At 68.8% G+C, this 17,360-nt stretch carries 19 protein-coding genes, 1 tRNA gene, 1 pseudogene and 1 riboswitch; of the genes and pseudogenes, 9 read left to right on the top strand and 12 right to left on the bottom strand.

What is annotated here, in order from left to right:
* Positions 1–163 precede the first annotated feature (163 nt).
* Entirely contained in the window at positions 164–2,671 is a 2,508-nt protein-coding gene (locus tag ACZ68L_RS23565) for a transglycosylase domain-containing protein (RefSeq protein ID WP_469579857.1), read from the top strand.
* Here ACZ68L_RS23565 and ACZ68L_RS23560 read toward each other — a convergent pair.
* The 3 genes from ACZ68L_RS23560 to ACZ68L_RS23550 form a co-directional block, all read right to left on the bottom strand.
* Positions 2,665–2,985, bottom strand: a complete 321-nt coding sequence (locus tag ACZ68L_RS23560) for a DMT family transporter (protein ID WP_469579855.1) — start codon at positions 2,983–2,985, stop codon at positions 2,665–2,667. The genes ACZ68L_RS23565 and ACZ68L_RS23560 overlap by 7 nt on opposite strands.
* A gap of 39 nt (positions 2,986–3,024) precedes the next feature.
* Positions 3,025–3,089: riboswitch (guanidine-III (ykkC-III) riboswitch) on the bottom strand.
* A 54-nt stretch (positions 3,090–3,143) separates the two neighbouring features.
* Positions 3,144–3,482, bottom strand: coding sequence for a GroES family chaperonin (locus tag ACZ68L_RS23555; protein ID WP_030923137.1), 339 nt, complete (start codon positions 3,480–3,482; stop codon positions 3,144–3,146).
* Between the two features lie 91 nt (positions 3,483–3,573).
* Positions 3,574–3,894: a DUF3618 domain-containing protein gene (locus ACZ68L_RS23550; RefSeq protein WP_469579853.1), complete on the bottom strand. Its 321-nt coding sequence runs from the start codon at positions 3,892–3,894 to the stop codon at positions 3,574–3,576.
* A gap of 128 nt (positions 3,895–4,022) precedes the next feature.
* Between ACZ68L_RS23550 and bcp the strand changes: the two genes are divergently transcribed.
* The 5 genes and pseudogenes from bcp to ACZ68L_RS23525 all read left to right on the top strand — a co-directional run bounded on the left by bcp (position 4,023) and on the right by ACZ68L_RS23525 (position 7,877).
* Positions 4,023–4,490 (top strand): thioredoxin-dependent thiol peroxidase, encoded by a 468-nt coding sequence (gene bcp, locus ACZ68L_RS23545; protein ID WP_469579850.1) that lies wholly within the window; start codon positions 4,023–4,025, stop codon positions 4,488–4,490.
* Positions 4,491–4,664: 174 nt separating this feature from the next.
* Complete coding sequence (gene proP / locus ACZ68L_RS23540; RefSeq protein WP_469579848.1) at positions 4,665–6,161, top strand: glycine betaine/L-proline transporter ProP; 1,497 nt, start codon at positions 4,665–4,667, stop codon at positions 6,159–6,161.
* 164 nt (positions 6,162–6,325) lie between these two features.
* Positions 6,326–6,953: pseudogene (locus ACZ68L_RS23535) on the top strand (HNH endonuclease signature motif containing protein).
* Positions 6,950–7,789 (top strand): HNH endonuclease signature motif containing protein, encoded by an 840-nt coding sequence (locus ACZ68L_RS23530; protein ID WP_469579846.1) that lies wholly within the window; start codon positions 6,950–6,952, stop codon positions 7,787–7,789. The pseudogene ACZ68L_RS23535 and the gene ACZ68L_RS23530 overlap by 4 nt, the downstream one beginning before the upstream one ends.
* 12 nt (positions 7,790–7,801) lie before the next feature.
* Positions 7,802–7,877, top strand: a tRNA-Leu gene (locus ACZ68L_RS23525).
* Between the two features lie 53 nt (positions 7,878–7,930).
* Here ACZ68L_RS23525 and rdgB read toward each other — a convergent pair.
* The 4 genes from rdgB to ACZ68L_RS23505 form a co-directional block, all read right to left on the bottom strand.
* Positions 7,931–8,533: an RdgB/HAM1 family non-canonical purine NTP pyrophosphatase gene (rdgB, locus tag ACZ68L_RS23520; RefSeq protein ID WP_469579845.1), complete on the bottom strand. Its 603-nt coding sequence runs from the start codon at positions 8,531–8,533 to the stop codon at positions 7,931–7,933.
* 57 nt (positions 8,534–8,590) lie between these two features.
* Positions 8,591–8,983, bottom strand: coding sequence for a hypothetical protein (locus tag ACZ68L_RS23515; protein WP_469579843.1), 393 nt, complete (start codon positions 8,981–8,983; stop codon positions 8,591–8,593).
* 125 nt (positions 8,984–9,108) lie between these two features.
* A complete protein-coding gene (gene rph, locus ACZ68L_RS23510) occupies positions 9,109–9,846 on the bottom strand; it encodes a ribonuclease PH (protein WP_469579841.1) in 738 nt (245 codons plus the stop codon).
* Positions 9,847–10,057: 211 nt separating this feature from the next.
* The gene (locus tag ACZ68L_RS23505) at positions 10,058–10,291 is read right to left on the bottom strand and encodes a PTS sugar transporter subunit IIB (protein ID WP_014156020.1); all 234 of its coding nucleotides are present in this window, start codon (positions 10,289–10,291) and stop codon (positions 10,058–10,060) included.
* 222 nt (positions 10,292–10,513) lie between these two features.
* On the opposite strand from ACZ68L_RS23505, the gene ACZ68L_RS23500 reads away from it, so the two are divergent.
* Together ACZ68L_RS23500 and ACZ68L_RS23495 are read left to right on the top strand one after the other, a co-directional pair.
* The gene (locus ACZ68L_RS23500) at positions 10,514–11,824 is read left to right on the top strand and encodes a PTS transporter subunit EIIC (RefSeq protein WP_469579840.1); all 1,311 of its coding nucleotides are present in this window, start codon (positions 10,514–10,516) and stop codon (positions 11,822–11,824) included.
* 258 nt (positions 11,825–12,082) lie between these two features.
* Positions 12,083–13,348 carry a PTS transporter subunit EIIC gene (locus tag ACZ68L_RS23495; RefSeq protein ID WP_469579838.1) on the top strand — a complete coding sequence of 422 codons (1,266 nt, stop codon included), beginning with the start codon at positions 12,083–12,085 and terminating at the stop codon, positions 13,346–13,348.
* Positions 13,349–13,448: 100 nt separating this feature from the next.
* Here ACZ68L_RS23495 and ACZ68L_RS23490 read toward each other — a convergent pair whose 3' ends face one another.
* Positions 13,449–14,201 (bottom strand): MBL fold metallo-hydrolase, encoded by a 753-nt coding sequence (locus tag ACZ68L_RS23490; RefSeq protein ID WP_469579836.1) that lies wholly within the window; start codon positions 14,199–14,201, stop codon positions 13,449–13,451.
* Between the two features lie 178 nt (positions 14,202–14,379).
* Here ACZ68L_RS23490 and ACZ68L_RS23485 point away from each other — a divergent pair, with 178 nt between their 5' ends.
* On the top strand, positions 14,380–14,886 hold the full coding sequence (locus ACZ68L_RS23485; protein ID WP_469579835.1) for a type II toxin-antitoxin system PemK/MazF family toxin: 507 nt from the start codon (positions 14,380–14,382) through the stop codon (positions 14,884–14,886).
* Positions 14,887–15,125: 239 nt separating this feature from the next.
* Here the strand turns inward: ACZ68L_RS23485 and ACZ68L_RS23480 are convergent, their stop codons facing one another.
* From ACZ68L_RS23480 to ACZ68L_RS23465, 4 genes are all read right to left on the bottom strand, one after another.
* A complete protein-coding gene (locus ACZ68L_RS23480; protein ID WP_469579833.1) occupies positions 15,126–16,076 on the bottom strand; it encodes a PLP-dependent cysteine synthase family protein in 951 nt (316 codons plus the stop codon).
* A complete protein-coding gene (locus tag ACZ68L_RS23475; protein WP_469579831.1) occupies positions 16,076–16,387 on the bottom strand; it encodes a MoaD/ThiS family protein in 312 nt (103 codons plus the stop codon). The genes ACZ68L_RS23480 and ACZ68L_RS23475 overlap by 1 nt, the downstream gene beginning before the upstream one ends.
* Before the next feature lie 104 nt (positions 16,388–16,491).
* Positions 16,492–16,617: a putative leader peptide gene (locus ACZ68L_RS23470; protein ID WP_469579829.1), complete on the bottom strand. Its 126-nt coding sequence runs from the start codon at positions 16,615–16,617 to the stop codon at positions 16,492–16,494.
* A 192-nt stretch (positions 16,618–16,809) separates the two neighbouring features.
* A complete protein-coding gene (locus ACZ68L_RS23465) occupies positions 16,810–17,241 on the bottom strand; it encodes a M67 family metallopeptidase (RefSeq protein ID WP_469579828.1) in 432 nt (143 codons plus the stop codon).
* Positions 17,242–17,360 lie beyond the last annotated feature (119 nt).

Raw genomic sequence — 17,360 nt, 5'->3', positions numbered from 1 at the left:
TCGCTCATCGCACGGGCGCCCAACGGCGTTGGACACCAAAGCGCAAGACCTTAGACCAGTGGAGGCAGCCGCCGCGACCGCTTTTCGGGGGTCGATCCGGGGCTTATTCCATAGAAAAGGGCACTATGAGGGAACTGACCGCGGCCGAGGAGTCTGCACGGACATGAGCGACGAGCCACAGCAGCCGAGCGGGGAGAACGAACCCCGGCCCTGGGCCCCCAGGGATCCGTCCGCCCACGACGACAACAGCGCTCACGCCGGCCACGGCAGCCACAGCAGTCACAGCGGCCACGGCGGAGAACAGAGCGGCGGGCGCGGCAGGACGAAGAAACCCATGCGCCCCAAGCGCAACGGCTGGCGCCGCGCCGTCCCCACCTGGCGGATGGTCGTCGGCGCTCTCCTCGTCGTCGTCGCCCTCCTGATCGGCGGCTTCATCGCCGGGTACGAACTCGTCGGTATCCCGCCCGCCAACGCCAACGCCACCGCGCAGTCCAACGTCTACCTCTACAAGGACGGCAGCGTCATCGCCCGCTCCGGCGAGGTCAACCGGGAGAACGTCAAGCTCGCCCAGGTCCCGCTGACCGTCCAGCACGCGGTCCTCGCCGCCGAGGACCGCGACTTCTACTCCGAACGGGCCGTCGACCTCATGGCCATGGCCCGCGCCGCCTGGAACACCTTCACCGGCAAGGGCACCCAAGGCGGGTCGACCATCACCCAGCAGTACGTCAAGAACTACTACCTCGGCCAGGAACAGACCGTCGCCCGCAAGATCAAGGAGTTCTTCATCGCGGTCAAACTCAACCGCGAGGAGTCCAAGAGCCAGATCTTCGAGGGCTACCTCAACACCAGCTACTTCGGCCGCAACGCCTACGGCATCCAGGCCGCCGCCCAGGCCTACTACAGCAAGGACATCGGCTCGATCACCACCGCCGAGGGCGCCTACCTCGCCTCTCTCCTCAATGCCCCCAGCGCGTACGACGTCGTCGTCCACCCCGAGAACAAGACGGCGGCCCTCGCGCGCTGGAACTACGTACTCGACGGCATGGTCAAGGAGAAGTGGCTCGGCACCGGCGAACGCGCCGCCATGAAGTTCCCCATGCCGGGCAAGGTCAAGCCGTCCATCGGGCTCTCCGGACAGCGCGGCTACGTCGTCCAGGCCGTCGACGACTACCTCACCAGCAACAACATCATCGAAGAGAACACCCTGGCCACCGGCGGCTACCGGATCACCACCACCCTGGAGAGGAAGAAGCAGAACGCGCTCGTCAAAGCCGTCGACGACAACGTGATGTCCCAGACGAGCGCCGACCGCGAGACCGACCGCAACGTCCGCGTGGGCGGTGCCTCCATCGACTCCGGTACCGGCCGGGTCGTCGCCATGTACGGCGGTGTCGACTACACCAAGCAGTACGTGAACAACGCGACCCGCCGCGACTACCAGGTCGGCTCCACCTTCAAGCCGTTCGTCTTCACCTCCGCCGTCGCCAACGGCTCCACCACCCAGGACGGGCAGCGCATCACTCCCAACACCGTCTACGACGGCACGAACAAACGCATGGTCGAGGGCCCCAACGGACCCACCGGATACGCCCCCGCCAACGAGGACGACATCGACTACGGCCCCATCACCGTCCGCGAGGCCACCGACAAGTCCGTCAACGCCGTCTACGCCCAGATGGCCGAGGACGTCGGCCCCGGAAAGGTCAAGCAGACCGCCATCGCCCTCGGCATCCCCGAGAACACCCCCGACCTCGCCCCGTACCCCTCCATCGCGCTCGGCGTCGCCACCGCCGCCGTCCTCGACATGGCCGAGGCGTACGCCACCCTCGCCAACCACGGCACGCACGGCGCGTACGTCCTCGTCGACAGGGTCAGCAAGGGCGGCACGGACCTGGAACTCCCCAGCAGGAACACCGAGCAGGCCGTCAGCCGGGAAGCGGCCGACACCACCACCTCGATCCTCCAGAGCGTCGTCGAGCGCGGCTCCGGCGCCGCCGCCCAGGCGGCCGGCCGCCCCGCCGCGGGCAAGACCGGCACCGCCGAGGATGACAAGGCTGCCTGGTTCGCCGGGTACACCCCCGACCTCACCACCGTCATCGCCGTCATGGGCCAGGACCCCGACACCGGCGCGCAGAAACCGCTCTACGGAGCACTCGGACTGGCCCGCGTCAACGGCGGTGACGCACCCGCCCGGACCTGGGCCCAATACACCGAGGCCGCGCTTCGCAACACCGTGGCCCAGGACTTCGTCCTCAACCTCGAAAGCGGCGCCGAAGAAACCGCCCCGCCCACCGAACAGAGCAGCAGCCCAGGCAACACCGTGACACCGTCCGGGCCCCCCGCCGGCACTCCGCCCAGCAGCACCGGCGGAGGCACCTCGCCCAGCAGCCCACCCGGCCCCGGAACCGGCGGACCCGCCGACGGCGGCGCGGCTAACGGCGGCGGGGGCATCAGTGGTCCAGGCGGCCCGGGCGGCCCAGGCGGCGGGAACGGCTACGACCTCTACCCGGGCGCCCAGGGCACCCCCGCCCCCTCGGCACCCCCGGCGCCCGCACCCCCGGCCCCGGCACCCCCGGCCCCGGCACCCCCGGCCCTGGCCCCGGCACCCCCGACGCCCGCGGCACCCCCGACGGCCGCGGCACCCCCGGCGACCGTGACACCGCGTCAGTGACCCGAGGTCGCCTTCAGCCCCACGACCGCCACCAGCAGCAGACAGACGAAGAAGATCCGGGCGGCGGTCGCCGGCTCACCCAGCACCGCCATGCCGAGAATCGCCGCACCGGCCGCCCCGATACCGACCCACACGCCGTACGCCGTACCGATCGGCAGCGTCTTCGCCGCATGGGACAGCATCACCATGCTCGCCACGATCCCGAGCCCCGTGAACACACTCGGCCACAGCCGGGTGAACCCCTCGGTGTACTTCATCCCGATCGACCAGGCCACTTCCAGCAGACCGGCGACAACCAGCAGAACCCATGCCACGACGGCACCTCCGACAAGACAGAACGCGAACAAAAACGGGGTGCGTCGTCTTTGCGAAGCCCGGTACGGCGCGTCTCGTCGGGGTGGCTCCACCGTAGCAAAGAACAAGCAAAAGACCTGGTGACGCCGGTCACCAGGTCACTCGCGACTGCCACGACCTACAGATACAACCCGGTGGAATCCACCGACCCCTCGAACCGGTCCGCCGCCACCGCGTGCAGATCCCGCTCGCGCATCAGCACATACGCCACACCGCGCACCTCGACCTCCGCACGGTCCTCGGGGTCGTACAGCACCCGGTCACCCGGCTCCACCGTCCGCACGTTCTGACCCACCGCGACCACGACGGCCCAGGCCAGCCGACGGCCGACCGCGGCCGTCGCCGGAATCAGGATGCCGCCGCCCGAACGCCGCTCGCCCTCCGGCGTATCGGACCGGACCAGCACACGGTCGTGCAGCATGCGGATGGGCAGCTTGTCGTCGGTGTTCTCGCTCACGCCCCGCAACCTACCTGCCCGCCACGGCTCCGCACGCCCCCGGGGTACACGGATCGCGGCACCAGTTCTTGCGGCACCAGTTCTTGCGGCATCAGTTCTTCCTGCGCCGCTTCGACACCACGACCAGACCCACGACCCCCACCGCGAGCAACGCCGCCGGAATCACCCGCTCCATACGCGGAGCACCGTCCTCGGACACGAACTGCGCCTTCACGTCCGAAACCGTCCGGTTCACCGCGACAAAAGCCCGCCCCGCCGTCCGGTCCACCGCCTCGGCGGCCTTGGCCTTCGCATCACCCATGATCGTCTTCGGGTGCACCCGCACCCCGATCTCATCGAGCACCACCGCAAGCTGCTCACGCCTGCTGATGATGTCCGCCTCGATCTGCGCAGGGGTCCTGGCATCCGACACCGCGCCGCCTCCGTGGTCCTCGTCCGGTAAACCTTCATCGACAGTCTGTCAGCTCGACCGCCCACGCACCCGGCGGCACCCCTATTACGCTCGGTCCCGTACACCCCACGTGCCACCTGAGGAGAACCATGAGCGAGCGACTCCAGCCCGGCGACACCGCCCCCGCCTTCACCCTCCCCGACGCCGACGGCAACGAGATCTCGCTCGCCGACCACAAGGGCCGCAAGGTCATCGTGTACTTCTACCCGGCCGCCCTCACCCCCGGCTGCACCAAGCAGGCCTGCGACTTCACCGACAACCTGGAGCTGCTCACCGGCGCCGGATACGACGTCATCGGCGTCTCCCCCGACAAGCCCGAGAAGCTCGCCAAGTTCCGCGAGAAGGAGAGCCTCAAGGTCACCCTGGTCGGCGACCCCTCCAAGGAGACCCTTGAGGCATACGGCGCCTTCGGCGAGAAGAAGCTCTACGGCAAAACGGTGACGGGCGTCATCCGCTCCACGATCGTCGTGGACGAGGAGGGCAAGGTCGAGCGAGCCCTCTACAACGTCAAGGCCACCGGCCACGTAGCCAAGATCATCAAGGACCTCGGCATCTGACCCGCCCCGCCGAGAACGGCTCCCGCGACCGCCGAACCCCTGGCGGAAGTCCAGGAGCCCCCGGACGGCCGAATGCATGTGAGGGACATCGCATTCGGTCACCGATTCGGTTTGCGACCGCCATGACCGCGCAGAAGCCTTTCCCGAACACCCACCCGAGGAAAGGACCCGGCCATGGCGGCCCCCGACCCCCACCAGGCGGCCGATCCGGAAGCGGTCAAACGCCACCCCACCCTGTTCCGCGCCATCCGGCAGCGGAAGAACCCGAGGCTGCGCCGGACGGACATCACCGTCACCGACGACCGGGCGGTCAAGCGAGCGGTGAAGGCGGCATCACTCGGCAACGCCATGGAGTGGTTCGACTTCGGCATCTACTCCTACCTGGCCGTCACCCTGGGCCATGTCTTCTTCCCGTCCGGGAACGACACCACCCAGCTCCTCTCCTCCTTCGCCACCTTCGCCGTCGCCTTCCTCGTACGACCCCTCGGCGGAATGTTCTTCGGCCCCATGGGCGACAGGATCGGCCGCAAGAAGGTCCTCGCCCTCACCATGATCATGATGGCGGTCGGCACCTTCGCGATCGGAGTCATCCCCTCGCACGACTCCATCGGGCTCTGGGCCCCCGCCCTGCTGATCTTCTTCCGCCTGGTCCAGGGCTTCTCCACCGGCGGTGAATACGGCGGCGCCTCCACCTTCATCGCCGAGTACGCCCCCGACAAACGCCGCGGCTACTTCGGCAGCTTCCTCGAATTCGGCACGCTGGCCGGCTACGTGGGCGCCGCCGGACTCGTCACCGCGCTGACCGCGATACTCGACTCCGGCCAGATGGACGCCTGGGGCTGGCGCATCCCGTTCCTCGTCGCGGGCCCGCTGGGCCTGGTCGGTCTCTACCTGCGACTGCGCCTCGACGAGACCCCCGCCTTCCAGAAACTGGAGGGCGGCACCGCGCACGCGACCGAGGCCGCCGACGGCGTCGAGACCACCGCCAAGGGCGACCTCGCCACGATCTTCCGGGAGTACTGGCCGACGCTGATCCTCTGCATCTGCCTGGTCGGCGCGTACAACATCACCGACTACATGCTGCTGTCGTACATGCCGACCTACCTCTCCGACGCACTCGGCTACAGCGAGACGCACGGCCTGCTCGTCCTGCTCGTCGTCATGGCCTTCCTGATGCTGATCATCAGTCAGGTCGGCAAGCTCTCCGACCGCTTCGGCCGCAAGCCGCTCCTGATGACCGGCATGCTCGGCTTCTTCTTCCTCTCCCTCCCGGCCTTCCTCCTCATCCGCCAGGGCGGCATCCCCGCGATCACGACCGGCATGCTGATGCTGGGCCTCTCCCTGGTCTGCATGCTGGGCACCATGTCCGCCGCCCTCCCGGCCCTCTTCCCCACCCAGGTCCGCTACGGCTCCCTCTCGGTGGGCTACAACCTCTCGGCCTCCCTCTTCGGCGGTACCACCCCGCTGGTGATCACGGCCCTGATCAGCTGGAGCGGCACCAACCTGATGCCGGCCTACTACGCGATGGCGGCGGCCCTGGTCGGCGTGATCGCGGTGGCCTGCATGAAGGAGACCGCCCAGCAGCCCCTGGCCGGCTCCCCGCCCTCGGTGGAGACGGAGGAGGAGGCGGCGGAACTGGCTGCGGCCCAGACACCGGATCCGAGGTTCTGACCCGCGGACACCGTCTCTCGACGAAATGGCCCGCACCACCTTCGGCCTCGGTTGAAGCGGTGCGAGCCATTCCACATCTTGTCGGATATCGGACGTGACTGTCCGATATAAGACTCGTTGATCCGCACGAGGCCGCGAACGTGCGGTCGGATGCGGAGGGGAACATGCCGGTTCGGTATACCCGCGAACTGCTCGAAGAAGCGGCGCGGGAGACCACGAACGCGGATGATGCGGTCCGTTGGTGCGGTGGGACACCGACGCCGGGGAGCCGGAGATATCTGCGGGCCAAGATGGCTGGGGCGGGGATAGACATCTCGCACTTCGTCGACACAAGGGTGCGCCACACCGAAGAGACGCTGCGCGAACTGGTCGCCTGCTCCAAGAGCGTGGCCGAGGCAGTACGCCGATTGGGCATCAGTCCCGTGGGCGGCAATCAGGCACACATCGGCCGCCGCATAGCCGCGCTGCGCATCGACACGTCACATTTCCTGCGTACTCCTCCCCGCAGGCCCAGAGGGGCGCTGGGGACCCCCCTGGTTCTCGGTTCTCCGTCCGCCGGCAGAATTCCCGGCGAACGACTGCGTCGCGAACTGATCCGCAGCGGAGTTGAAGACGCATGCGCCCTGTGTGGCAACAGAGGAGAGTGGTTGGGCCAGCCGTTGAGACTCGAAGTCGACCACATCAGCGGGCGACTGGTGGGACAACCGCCAAGATAACCTTCGGCTCCTCTGTCCCAACTGCCATGCCGCAACAGACACTTACCGCGGTCGCAAGCGCAGGAAATCGGCATGAGCGAGCAAAATAAGTATCCTCGTGACCTGCTCGTACGAACCGCAGCCGCTTCGACCAGCCTCGTCGACGTTTTGCGTCGGCTCGGCGCCCCGCTGGGCAGCCGTCCGCGCCGATACCTGCGTGACCGGCTGCAGCACTACGGCATCGACACGTCCCACTTCGTCGAGGAGCCTCTTCCGAATCGAGAGCACCGCAGTTACACGGCGGAGCTTCTTGCTGAAGCCGCCGCCCACTCGCACAGCATCCGGGAGATGTTCGTGTACATGGGCCTGCCGCCGAGCGACAGCCCGTACGCCTACATACGAAGGAAGCTCGATCGCCTCGAGATCGACACCTCCCACTTCACCAGCGGACGCAGGTATGGGACGCCTTCCACACCACGCGATGAACTGGCATCGGCCGTCATCCAGTCCCGGAGTCTGGCCAGCGTCTTGAAGCTCCTCGGCTACGTCGATAACGGTGGCACCCGTGCTCGCGTGAAGCGGGATATCGAGGCGTACGGCCTGTCAACTACTCACTTCTCCGGCCAAGGCCATTGTCACGGCACACGTTCTCCGTACCGCAAACCAGCGGCCGAGATACTTCAGCGCCTGGAGTCCGGAGCGTCGCGGACGAACACATCCTTGTTGCGACGGGCACTCGATGAGACCAAGGTTCCTCACGTATGCGTGAGGTGCGGCATCGGTGACACCTGGCGGGGGATGCGCATCGTTCTGGAGATCGACCACATCAACGGCGACCGGCTCGACAACCGCCAGGAGAACCTGCGCTACCTGTGCCCGTCCTGCCACAGTCAGACCGAAACCTTCGCGAAGCGACGCCACGGCGCACAGTAGAGTGGGATACGCGGGTCCGTACCCCAGCTGGCCAAGAGGGCGCCGGTTTAGGTCCGGTGTGTCGTGGGTTCGAGTCCCACCGGGCCCACAGGCAAAAAGGGCCGTCGCCTTCGCCTCGAAGGCGACGGCCCTTTTTGGGCGTCACCCCACCAGCTCCCGCACCACCGGCACCAGGGCCCGGAACGCCTTGCCGCGGTGGCTGATCGCGTTCTTCTCCACCGGGGTCAGCTCGGCGCAGGTGCGGGTCTCGCCCTCCGGCTGGAGGATCGGGTCGTAGCCGAAGCCGTTCGTGCCGGACGGGGTGTGGCGCAGGGTGCCCAGCAGACGGCCCTCGACCACGCGTTCCGTGCCGTCGGGGAGGGCCAGGGCCGCCGCGCAGGCGAAGTGGGCGCCGCGGTGGGGGTGGTCGATGTCGGAGAGCTGGGCCAGGAGCAGGTCCAGGTTGGCCCGGTCGTCGCCGTGGGTGCCGGCCCAGCGGGCGGAGAAGATGCCGGGGGCGCCGCCGAGTACGTCCACGCAGAGGCCGGAGTCGTCGGCGATCGCGGGGTGGCCGGTGGCCTTGGCGAGCGCGTGGGCCTTGAGGAGGGCGTTCTCGGCGAAGGTGACGCCGGTCTCCTTGACGTCGGGGATGTGCGGGTACGCGTCCGCGCCGACGAGTTCGTGGTCGAGGCCTGCGTCGGCGAGGATCGCGTGGAGTTCGGTGATCTTCCCGGCGTTGCGGGTGGCGAGGATGAGGCGGGTCATGTCACCCAGTATCGGTGGCGGTCAGGACGTGCAGGACCGTCACGGCTGTCCCGGCTGTCAGGGGGTGCAGACCTTGCCGATCTCCTTGGCGGCGGCGGTGACCGGGGTGATGTCGGGGGTGGCGTCGCCCTTGTCGATGGCGTCGCGGACATTGCCGACGCCGGACCGGAGGTGGTCGACGGCCTTGCCGAGGTCGGCGTTGTCGGTCTTGTCGCCGAGGTCGCCGAGCTCCTTCTCGATGGCGTCGAGGGCTTCCGATGCCTGAGTGGGGTCGTTCGAGGCGTTGGAGACGGCCTGTTGGAGGTTGTCGACGCCGGTGGCGATGGCGTCGGCGGTGCGCACGCAGTCGAGCGCCTTGTCGACGGCGCCGCAGCCGGCTGCCGCGGTGACGGTGAGGGCGGTCAGGGTCAGCGCGACGGCGATGCGGCGGTGGCGGGCGGCCTTGGCCATGGTGCGGTTCCTCCCCGGGTGCGGATACACGGACGGGCGCACGGTTCGACCCGTGCGCCCGTGTTCGCAACGACGCGTTGCGGTGCGTACTTGGTTGCTTCTTTACCCGTGCCTCGCGGGGGGAGTCACTCGCCGAGGGTGCGGGCGAGGGCGTCGTTCTGGAAGACGGTGAGGTCCGCGCAGCCGGCGGTGGCGAGGTCGAGGAGGGCGCCCAGTTCCTTGCGGTCGAAGGGGGTGGCCTCGGCGGTGCCCTGGACCTCGACGAAGCGGCCGTCGCCGGTGCAGACGACGTTCATGTCGGTGTCGGCGCGGACGTCCTCCTCGTAGCAGAGGTCGAGGAGGGGGGTGCCGTCGACGATGCCGACGCTGATCGCGGAGACGGTGTCGGTCAGCGGCTTGCGGCCGTGCTTGACGAGCTTCTTGTGCTGGGCCCAGGTGACGGCGTCGGCGAGGGCGACGTAGGCGCCGGTGATGGCGGCGGTGCGGGTGCCGCCATCGGCCTGGAGGACGTCGCAGTCCAGGACGATGGTGTTCTCGCCGAGGGCCTTGTAGTCGACAACGGCGCGCAGGGAGCGGCCGATGAGCCGGCTGATCTCGTGGGTGCGGCCGCCGATCTTGCCGCGTACGGATTCCCGGTCGCCGCGGGTGTTGGTGGAGCGGGGCAGCATGGAGTATTCGGCGGTGACCCAGCCTTCGCCGCTGCCCTTGCGCCAGCGGGGGACGCCCTCGGTGACGGAGGCGGTGCAGAAGACCTTGGTGTCGCCGAAGGAGATGAGTACGGAGCCTTCGGCGTGCTTGCTCCATCCGCGTTCGATGGTGACGGGGCGGAGCTGTTCGGGGGTGCGGCCGTCGATACGAGACATGGCGTCGACTGTATCCGGTGCGGGGATGGCGCCCGTTCGGGTGCCGGGGGCGGCTGCCGGAGCGATGCCGTGCGGGGTCGGCGCGGTGCCGTGCGGGGCCCGGCGCGGCTCCCGTTCGGGTGCGGCACAGGCCCCGTCCGGGCGGGCGGGGCCTGTGTGGTGCTGAGCGGTCCGGCTCAGCGGGTGGCTATGCGGAGGGTCCGGCGGCCGGTCACATCATGTCTTCGATGTCGGCGGCGATGGGGTCGGCGTCGGTACCGATGACGACCTGGATCGCGGTGCCCATCTTGACGACGCCGTGGGCTCCGGCGGCCTTGAGCGCGGCTTCGTCGACCTTGCTGGGGTCGTGGACCTCGGTGCGGAGGCGCGTGATGCAGCCTTCGATCTCGTCGATGTTCTCGATACCGCCGAGCCCGGCGACGATCTTCTCAGCCTTGCTGGCCATGGCCTTCTCCCTGGTTGTTCACATGCGTGCGACGGCCCACCCTGGGTCCGTTTCGTCACCGTAACGCACGTTTGGCCCAGCTTCGCGGGCGGGTGTCTGGACCGTCCTCAATGATGACGATCACCGGTGCCCTGCCTTCCAGGCGGGTTACGCACCGTACCTCAATTGGTCTACACCAGTCTGCAACGACCGCCGACCGCGCCGTGTTCCGGGAGGACGCCGATGAGCTCAAGCAGCGCCGCAGTGCCACGGAGGACATGGTGGAACGGCTTCTTCCAAGGCCTCCAGAAGATGGGCCGCAGCCTCCAGCTCCCGATCGCCGTCCTGCCCGCGGCGGGCATTCTCAACCGGCTGGGCCAGCCGGACGTATTCGGCGACGAGGGCCTGCGCTGGGGCAACGTGGCCAAGGTGTTCGAGGCCGCGGGCGGTGCGCTGCTCGACTCGGGGCTCGGTCTCCCGCTGCTGTTCTGCATCGGTGTGGCGATCGGCATGGCGAAGAAGTCGGACGGTTCGACCGCACTCGCCGCGGTGGCCGGCTTCCTCGTCTACTACGCGGTACTGCACGCCTTCCCGGTGGACTGCGCGCCCGGCTCGACCTTCACCTCGGGCGGCACCTGGTTCGGCACCTGCGTCACCGGCAACGCCAAGGTGACGGCCGCGCAGTACCAGAACCCCGGGGTGTTCGGCGGCATCGTGATGGGTCTGCTGTCCGCCTGGTTCTGGCAGCGGTACCACCGGGTCAAGCTGGTGGACTGGCTGGGCTTCTTCAACGGCCGCCGGCTCGTCCCGATCATCATGGCGTTCGTCGGCCTGCTCTTCGCCGCGCTGTGCGCATGGCTCTGGCAGCCGATCGGGGACGGTCTGACCAGCTTCTCCAAGTGGCTGGTGGACCTGGACTGGGCCGGCTCCGGCATCTTCGGTGTCGCCAACCGCGCGCTGCTGGTCATCGGTCTCCACCAGTTCCTGAACACGTTCGTCTGGTTCCAGTTCGGCGACTTCACCAAGCCGGACGGCACGGTCGTGCACGGTGACATCAACCGCTTCCTCGCGGGCGACCCGACGGCCGGTCAGTTCACCTCGGGCTTCTTCCCGATCATGATGTTCGCCCTGCCCGCGGCGGCTCTGGCGATCTACCACTGCGCCAAGCCGCATCGCCGCAAGGCGGTCGGCGGCATGATGCTCTCGGTCGGCCTGACGTCGTTCGTGACGGGTATCACCGAGCCGATCGAGTATTCGTTCCTCTTCGTCGCGCCGCTGCTGTACGCGATCCACGCGGTGCTCACCGGTGTCTCGATGGCGGTGACGTGGGCGATCGGGGTCAAGGACGGCTTCAGCTTCTCCGCGGGTCTGATCGACTACGTCATCAACTGGAGCCTGGCGACCAAACCGTGGCTGATCATTCCGATCGGCCTGGTCCTCGCCGCCGTGTATTACGTGATCTTCCGGTTCGCGATCACCAAATTCAATCTCCAGACGCCGGGCCGAGAGCCGGACGAACTGGAGGCCGAGATCGAGAGAGACCTCACGAAGTAGCACGTCACCAGGGTCTTTCGACCCGGTTGGAGCAGGCCCTCGGACCCCTTGGTCCGGGGGTCTTCGCCATGTCACCGAGCGTGGATGATTGCTCATGCGAAGTAGTCGGATGCGAAGGTTCCTTATCCAACCCACATCATGCTACAACTGGTCTACACCACTGAGTGGTCCAGACCACGTGGCGCTCTGCCGCGTTCTTCGAGTCGTCGCCTCCCCCCTCATCGACCTGGGCGGCGCCTTGTCCAATGGAGGAAGAAGATGTCTACGGCAGACACCGCGCCCGCGGTCACCAGGAAGAAGGGCGCCGGCGTGATGGCGGTCATGCAGCGCATCGGCCGCAGCCTCATGCTGCCGGTCGCGGTGCTGCCCGCGGCCGCGCTCCTGGTGCGTCTCGGCAACGACGACATGCTCGGCAGGGACTCGTTCCCGGACTTCGTCACCAAGATCGCGAGCTTCATGGCCGCGGGTGGCAACGCGATTCTCGACAACATGGCGCTGCTGTTCGCCGTCGGTATCGCGATCGGCTTCGCCAAGAAGTCGGACGGCTCGACCGCCCTCGCCGCCGTCACCGGCTACCTGGTCTTCCAGAAGGTGCTCGCCACCTTCACCGACAGCAACCTGCCGCAGGTCGCGACGGTCGTCGACGGCAAGGTGGTCATGACGGACGCCCCCGTGGACGCCAAGGTCCTCGGCGGTGTGGTGATGGGCATCGTCGTCGCGCTGCTCTACCAGCGGTTCTACCGGACGAAGCTGCCGGCCTGGGCGGGCTTCTTCGGCGGTCGCCGCCTGGTCCCGATCCTCTCCGCCTTCGCGGGCCTGGTCATCGGCGTCGTCTTCGGATACATCTGGCCGGTGCTCGGCACCGGACTGCACAACTTCGGTGAGTGGCTGGTCGGTTCGGGCGCGGTCGGCGCGGGCATCTTCGGTGTCGCCAACCGTGCGCTGATCCCGGTCGGCATGCACCACCTGCTGAACTCGTTCCCGTGGTTCCAGGCCGGTGAGTACCACGGCAAGAGCGGCGACATCAACCGCTTCCTGGCCGGTGACCCGACGGCCGGACAGTTCATGACCGGCTTCTTCCCGATCATGATGTTCGCCCTCCCGGCGGCCTGCCTCGCGATCGTCCACTGCGCCCGTCCCGAGCGCCGCAAGGTCGTCGGCGGAATGATGTTCTCCCTCGCCCTCACCGCGTTCGTCACCGGTGTGACCGAGCCGATCGAGTTCACCTTCATGTTCATCGCCCCGGCGCTGTACGCGATCCACGCGGTGCTCACCGGTGTCTCGATGGCCCTCACCTGGGGCCTCGGCATGAAGGACGGCTTCGGCTTCTCCGCCGGCGCGGTCGACTTCTTCCTGAACCTCGGCATCGCGAGCAAGCCATGGCTGCTGGTGCTGGTCGGTCTCTGCTTCGCGGTGGTCTACTACGTCGTCTTCCGCTTCGCGATCACCAAGTTCAACCTGCCGACGCCGGGCCGCGAGTCCGACGAGGAACTGGCCGAGCTCCTCAAGGCCGAGGCGAAGTAGCCCTCGTCGCGGGCCCCGCCCGCAGGCCGCAACGGCTCGAAGCCCTCACCTCCCCGGCGGGAGGTGAGGGCTTCGTCGTCCCCCGGCGTCGGGCCGGACTTCAGATCTCGTAGACCGCGCCCGGCGCCGCCACCTCGACCGGTCCGTCGAAGAACATGCGGGCGTCGGCCAGGTTGCGGTCGGCGTCGGTCCACGGCGGGATGTGGGTGAGGACAAGACGTCCCACTCCGGCGCGGGCGGCGATCTCGCCCGCCTCGCGGCCGTTGAGGTGGAGGTCCGGGATGTCCTCCTTGCCATGGATGAACGATGCTTCGCAGAGGAACAGGTCGACGCCCTCGGCAAGCTCGTCCAGGGCTTCGCAGGCGCCCGTGTCGCCGGAGTACGTGAGAGAGCGGCCGCCGTGCTCGATCCGGATGGCGAAGGAGTCGACGGGGTGGCAGACCTTCTCCGTGCGGACCGAGAAGGGGCCGATCTCGAACGAGCCCGGCTTCAGCGTGTGGAAGTCGAAGACCTCGCTCATCGCCCGCTCGGACGGGGTGTCGCCGTGCGCGGTGGTCAGCCGCTGTTCGGTGCCGTCGGGGCCGTAGACCGGGAGGGGGCCGGCAGGGCCCCCGTCGTGCCGGTAGTAACGGACGACGAAGTACGCGCACATGTCGATGCAGTGATCGACATGGAGGTGGCTGAGAAAAATGGCGTCGAGGTCGTAGAGACCGACATGGCGCTGCAGCTCGCCGAGGGCGCCGTTGCCCATGTCGAGGAGCAGCCTGAAGCCGTCGGCCTCTACGAGGTAGCTCGAACACGCCGATCCCGCGGACGGGAACGAGCCGGAGCAGCCGACGACGGTGAGCTTCATGGAGCGTGAACCTCCGAGACGTGGGAACGGGGAGGGTTCGTGCGGTCTGTTGAGCGATTTGTCGAGCGTAAAGCGCGAAACAGCCGGTCGCTCCTCCACGGCCGTCCGTTGTGGGGCAACTCACCTGCTCTGTCACCGGTTCGATGGAAGAGGCGGGGAACGCCGGTACGGTCGAGACATGGACATGTCCTGGTGGTGGATCGCATTCGCTGTTGTCGTGCTGCTCGCGCTCGTGGCGGCGCTCGCCGATGGGCGGGGGCGGGGCGGGCGGCGGCCGGGCGGGCGTTCCGGCAGGTCGGCGGGGACGCGCTCGGGTGGGCGGCCGGGCGGGCGGACGCGCCCGCCGGCGGGGCCGGGGCGTGGGACGGGGCCGGAGCGCGGGCCGCGGCCGGGTGAGATCTGGTGGGCCGAGGTGCCGTACGAGGACGGGCCCGGGGCGAAGGACCGGCCCTGTCTGGTGCTGTCGGTACGGGGCGGCTCGGCGCTCGTCGCGAAGATCACCAGCAAGCATCACCAGGAGCGGCCCGGGGTGATCGCGCTGCCCGCGGGAACGGTGGGGGATGCGTGGGAGCGGGCGAGTTTCCTGGAGACGGACGAGTTGCGGGAGGTTGCCGTGCGGGGGTTCCGGCGGCGGGTGGGGGTAGTGGACCCGGGGGTGTGGGAGCGGGTGCGCGGGCTCGGCTGAGGCCGGGGCGCACGGCGAGGGGCGGCCCGGAGACGGCCCCGATCGCCGGACGGGCCGGTGGTCCGGTCCATCCGGCTCGTCCGGCTCGTCCGGCTCGCCCGGCTCGTCCGGCTCGTCCGGCTCGTCCGGCTCGTCCGGCTCGTCCGGCGATCGAGTACGAGGGGCTGGGCTCTTTCGTTCGGATCGGGCCGGATCAGCGAGCGGAGCACGCGAGCCCGGCCTGATCCGAACGAGAGGCGCTACGCCCAGAGCTGGCCGTGCAGCGTTTCGATGGCCGCTTCCGTCGTCGGGGCGGTGTAGACACCCGTCGACAGGTACTTCCAGCCGCCGTCCGCGACGACGAAGACGATGTCGGCCTGCTCCCCCGCCTTGACGGCCTTGTTCCCCACTCCGATCGCGGCGTGGAGCGCGGCGCCGGTGGAGACGCCCGCGAAGATGCCCTCCTGCTGGAGGAGTTCGCGGGTACGGGTGACGGCGTCCGCGGAGCCGACCGAGAAGCGGGTGGTGAGGACCGAGGCGTCGTACAGCTCGGGCACGAAGCCCTCGTCGAGGTTGCGGAGCCCGTAGACCAGGTCGTCGTAGCGCGGCTCGGCGGCGACGATCTTGACGTCGGGCTTGTGTTCGCGCAGGTAGCGGCCGACGCCCATGAGCGTGCCGGTGGTGCCGAGGCCCGCCACGAAGTGGGTGACGGACGGGAGGTCGGTGAGGATCTCCGGGCCGGTGGTGGCGTAGTGGGCGCCCGCGTTGTCGGGGTTGCCGTACTGGTAGAGCATCACCCAGTCGGGGTGCTCGGCGGCCAGCTCCTTGGCGACGCGTACGGCCGTGTTGGAGCCGCCGGCCGCCGGGGAGAAGATGATCTCGGCGCCCCACATGGCGAGCAGGTCGCGCCGTTCCTGGGAGGTGTTCTCCGGCATGACGCACACGATGCGGTAGCCCTTGAGCTTGGCCGCCATGGCGAGCGAGATGCCGGTGTTGCCGCTGGTGGGCTCCAGGATGGTGCAGCCGGGGGTCAACCGGCCGTCCTTCTCCGCCTCTTCGACCATATGGAGCGCGGGGCGGTCCTTGATCGAGCCGGTGGGGTTGCGGTCCTCCAGCTTGGCCCAGATGCGGACGTCGGCCGAGGGTGACAGCCGCGGCAGGCGGACGAGCGGGGTGTTGCCCACCGCGGCGAGCGGGCTGTCGTACCGCATCAGTTCATGCCCACCCGTCGCCCGGCCGTCGCCCCGGCGGCTCCTCCGGCGACGGCCGGGAGGATGGTGACGTTGTCGCCGTCGCTGAGCTTGGTGGAGATGCCGTCGAGGAAGCGGACGTCCTCGTCGTTGAGGTAGACGTTCACGAAGCGGCGGAGTTCGTCGCCGTCGACGATGCGCTCACGGATGCCGTTGTGGCGGCTGTCCAGGTCCGTGAAGAGGTCGGCGAGGGTCTCTCCGTTGCCCTCGACGGCCTTGGCGCCGTCGGTGTAGGTGCGGAGGATGGTCGGGATGCGGACCTCGATGGCCATGGCGTGGGCTCCTGTCGAATGCGGAGAGATGGCATGGGGCGCGCGGCTCTGCCCCCGCGCGGGGTTGGTGCGTTTCGGACGGGTGCTCGGGCCTCGGGCCCGGCTCAGGCCCGGCGGCCGGCGGGCAGGTGGCTCGTACAGATCGCGCTGGAGAGCCTGCACAGGTCGACGTGCAGCCGCGCAACGAGCAGCATGCCCGGCGTCTTCTCGCTCACGTCATGGGGAACCATGCGGTCATCGTATCGATTCCCGGTCCGTGATCCGGAGTGTGATCTCACCTGGTGGATGATCGGCGTTCGCCAGGTGGACAGAGGCGCGGTGGGCCCGGCCCCGTCCGGCCGACGGGGCGGCGCGGCGGCGGGGTCGAACGACGGGGTCGGGCGGCGCGAGGAGGTCGGGCGGGATCGGGCGGCGCGAGAGGGTCAGGCGGGCTGGTACGCCTCGACGACCTCGACGGGCTCCTCGGTGATCTCGCCGTCCACGATGCGGTAGGAGCGGAACTGGAAGGGACCAGCGTCGTCGGTGTCCGCGGTGGAGACGAGGACGTAGTGCGCGCCGGGTTCGTTGGCGTACGTGACGTCGGTGCGGGAGGGGTAGGCCTCGGTCGCGGTGTGGGAGTGGTAGACGATCACCGGCTCCTCGTCGCGGTCGTCCATCTCGCGGTAGAGCTTGAGGAGGTCGCCCGAGTCGAACTCGTAGAAGGTGGGCGAGCGGGCGGCGTTGAGCATGGGGATGAACCGTTCGGCCCGGCCGGTTCCGGCCGGGCCCGCGACCGCGCCGCACGCCTCGTCGGGGTGGTCGGCACGGGAGTGCGCGACGATCTGGTCGTAGAGCGTCTGGGTGATGGTCAGCATGGCGCCCAGGATAGGCGGGCCGGTCAATGGCCGGCCTTGGCGTGCGGGCCCCGGCGTACCGAGGCGTGGTACGTCGGGGCCCGCATGGTGGACATGACCGTGGGGCGGCCCGCTGTCCG

The sequence above is a fragment of the Streptomyces sp. NPDC104309 genome, from assembly GCF_055584025.1.
Note: the sequence above shows the minus strand (reverse complement) of the source record. Positions and strands in the feature narration are given on the sequence as shown.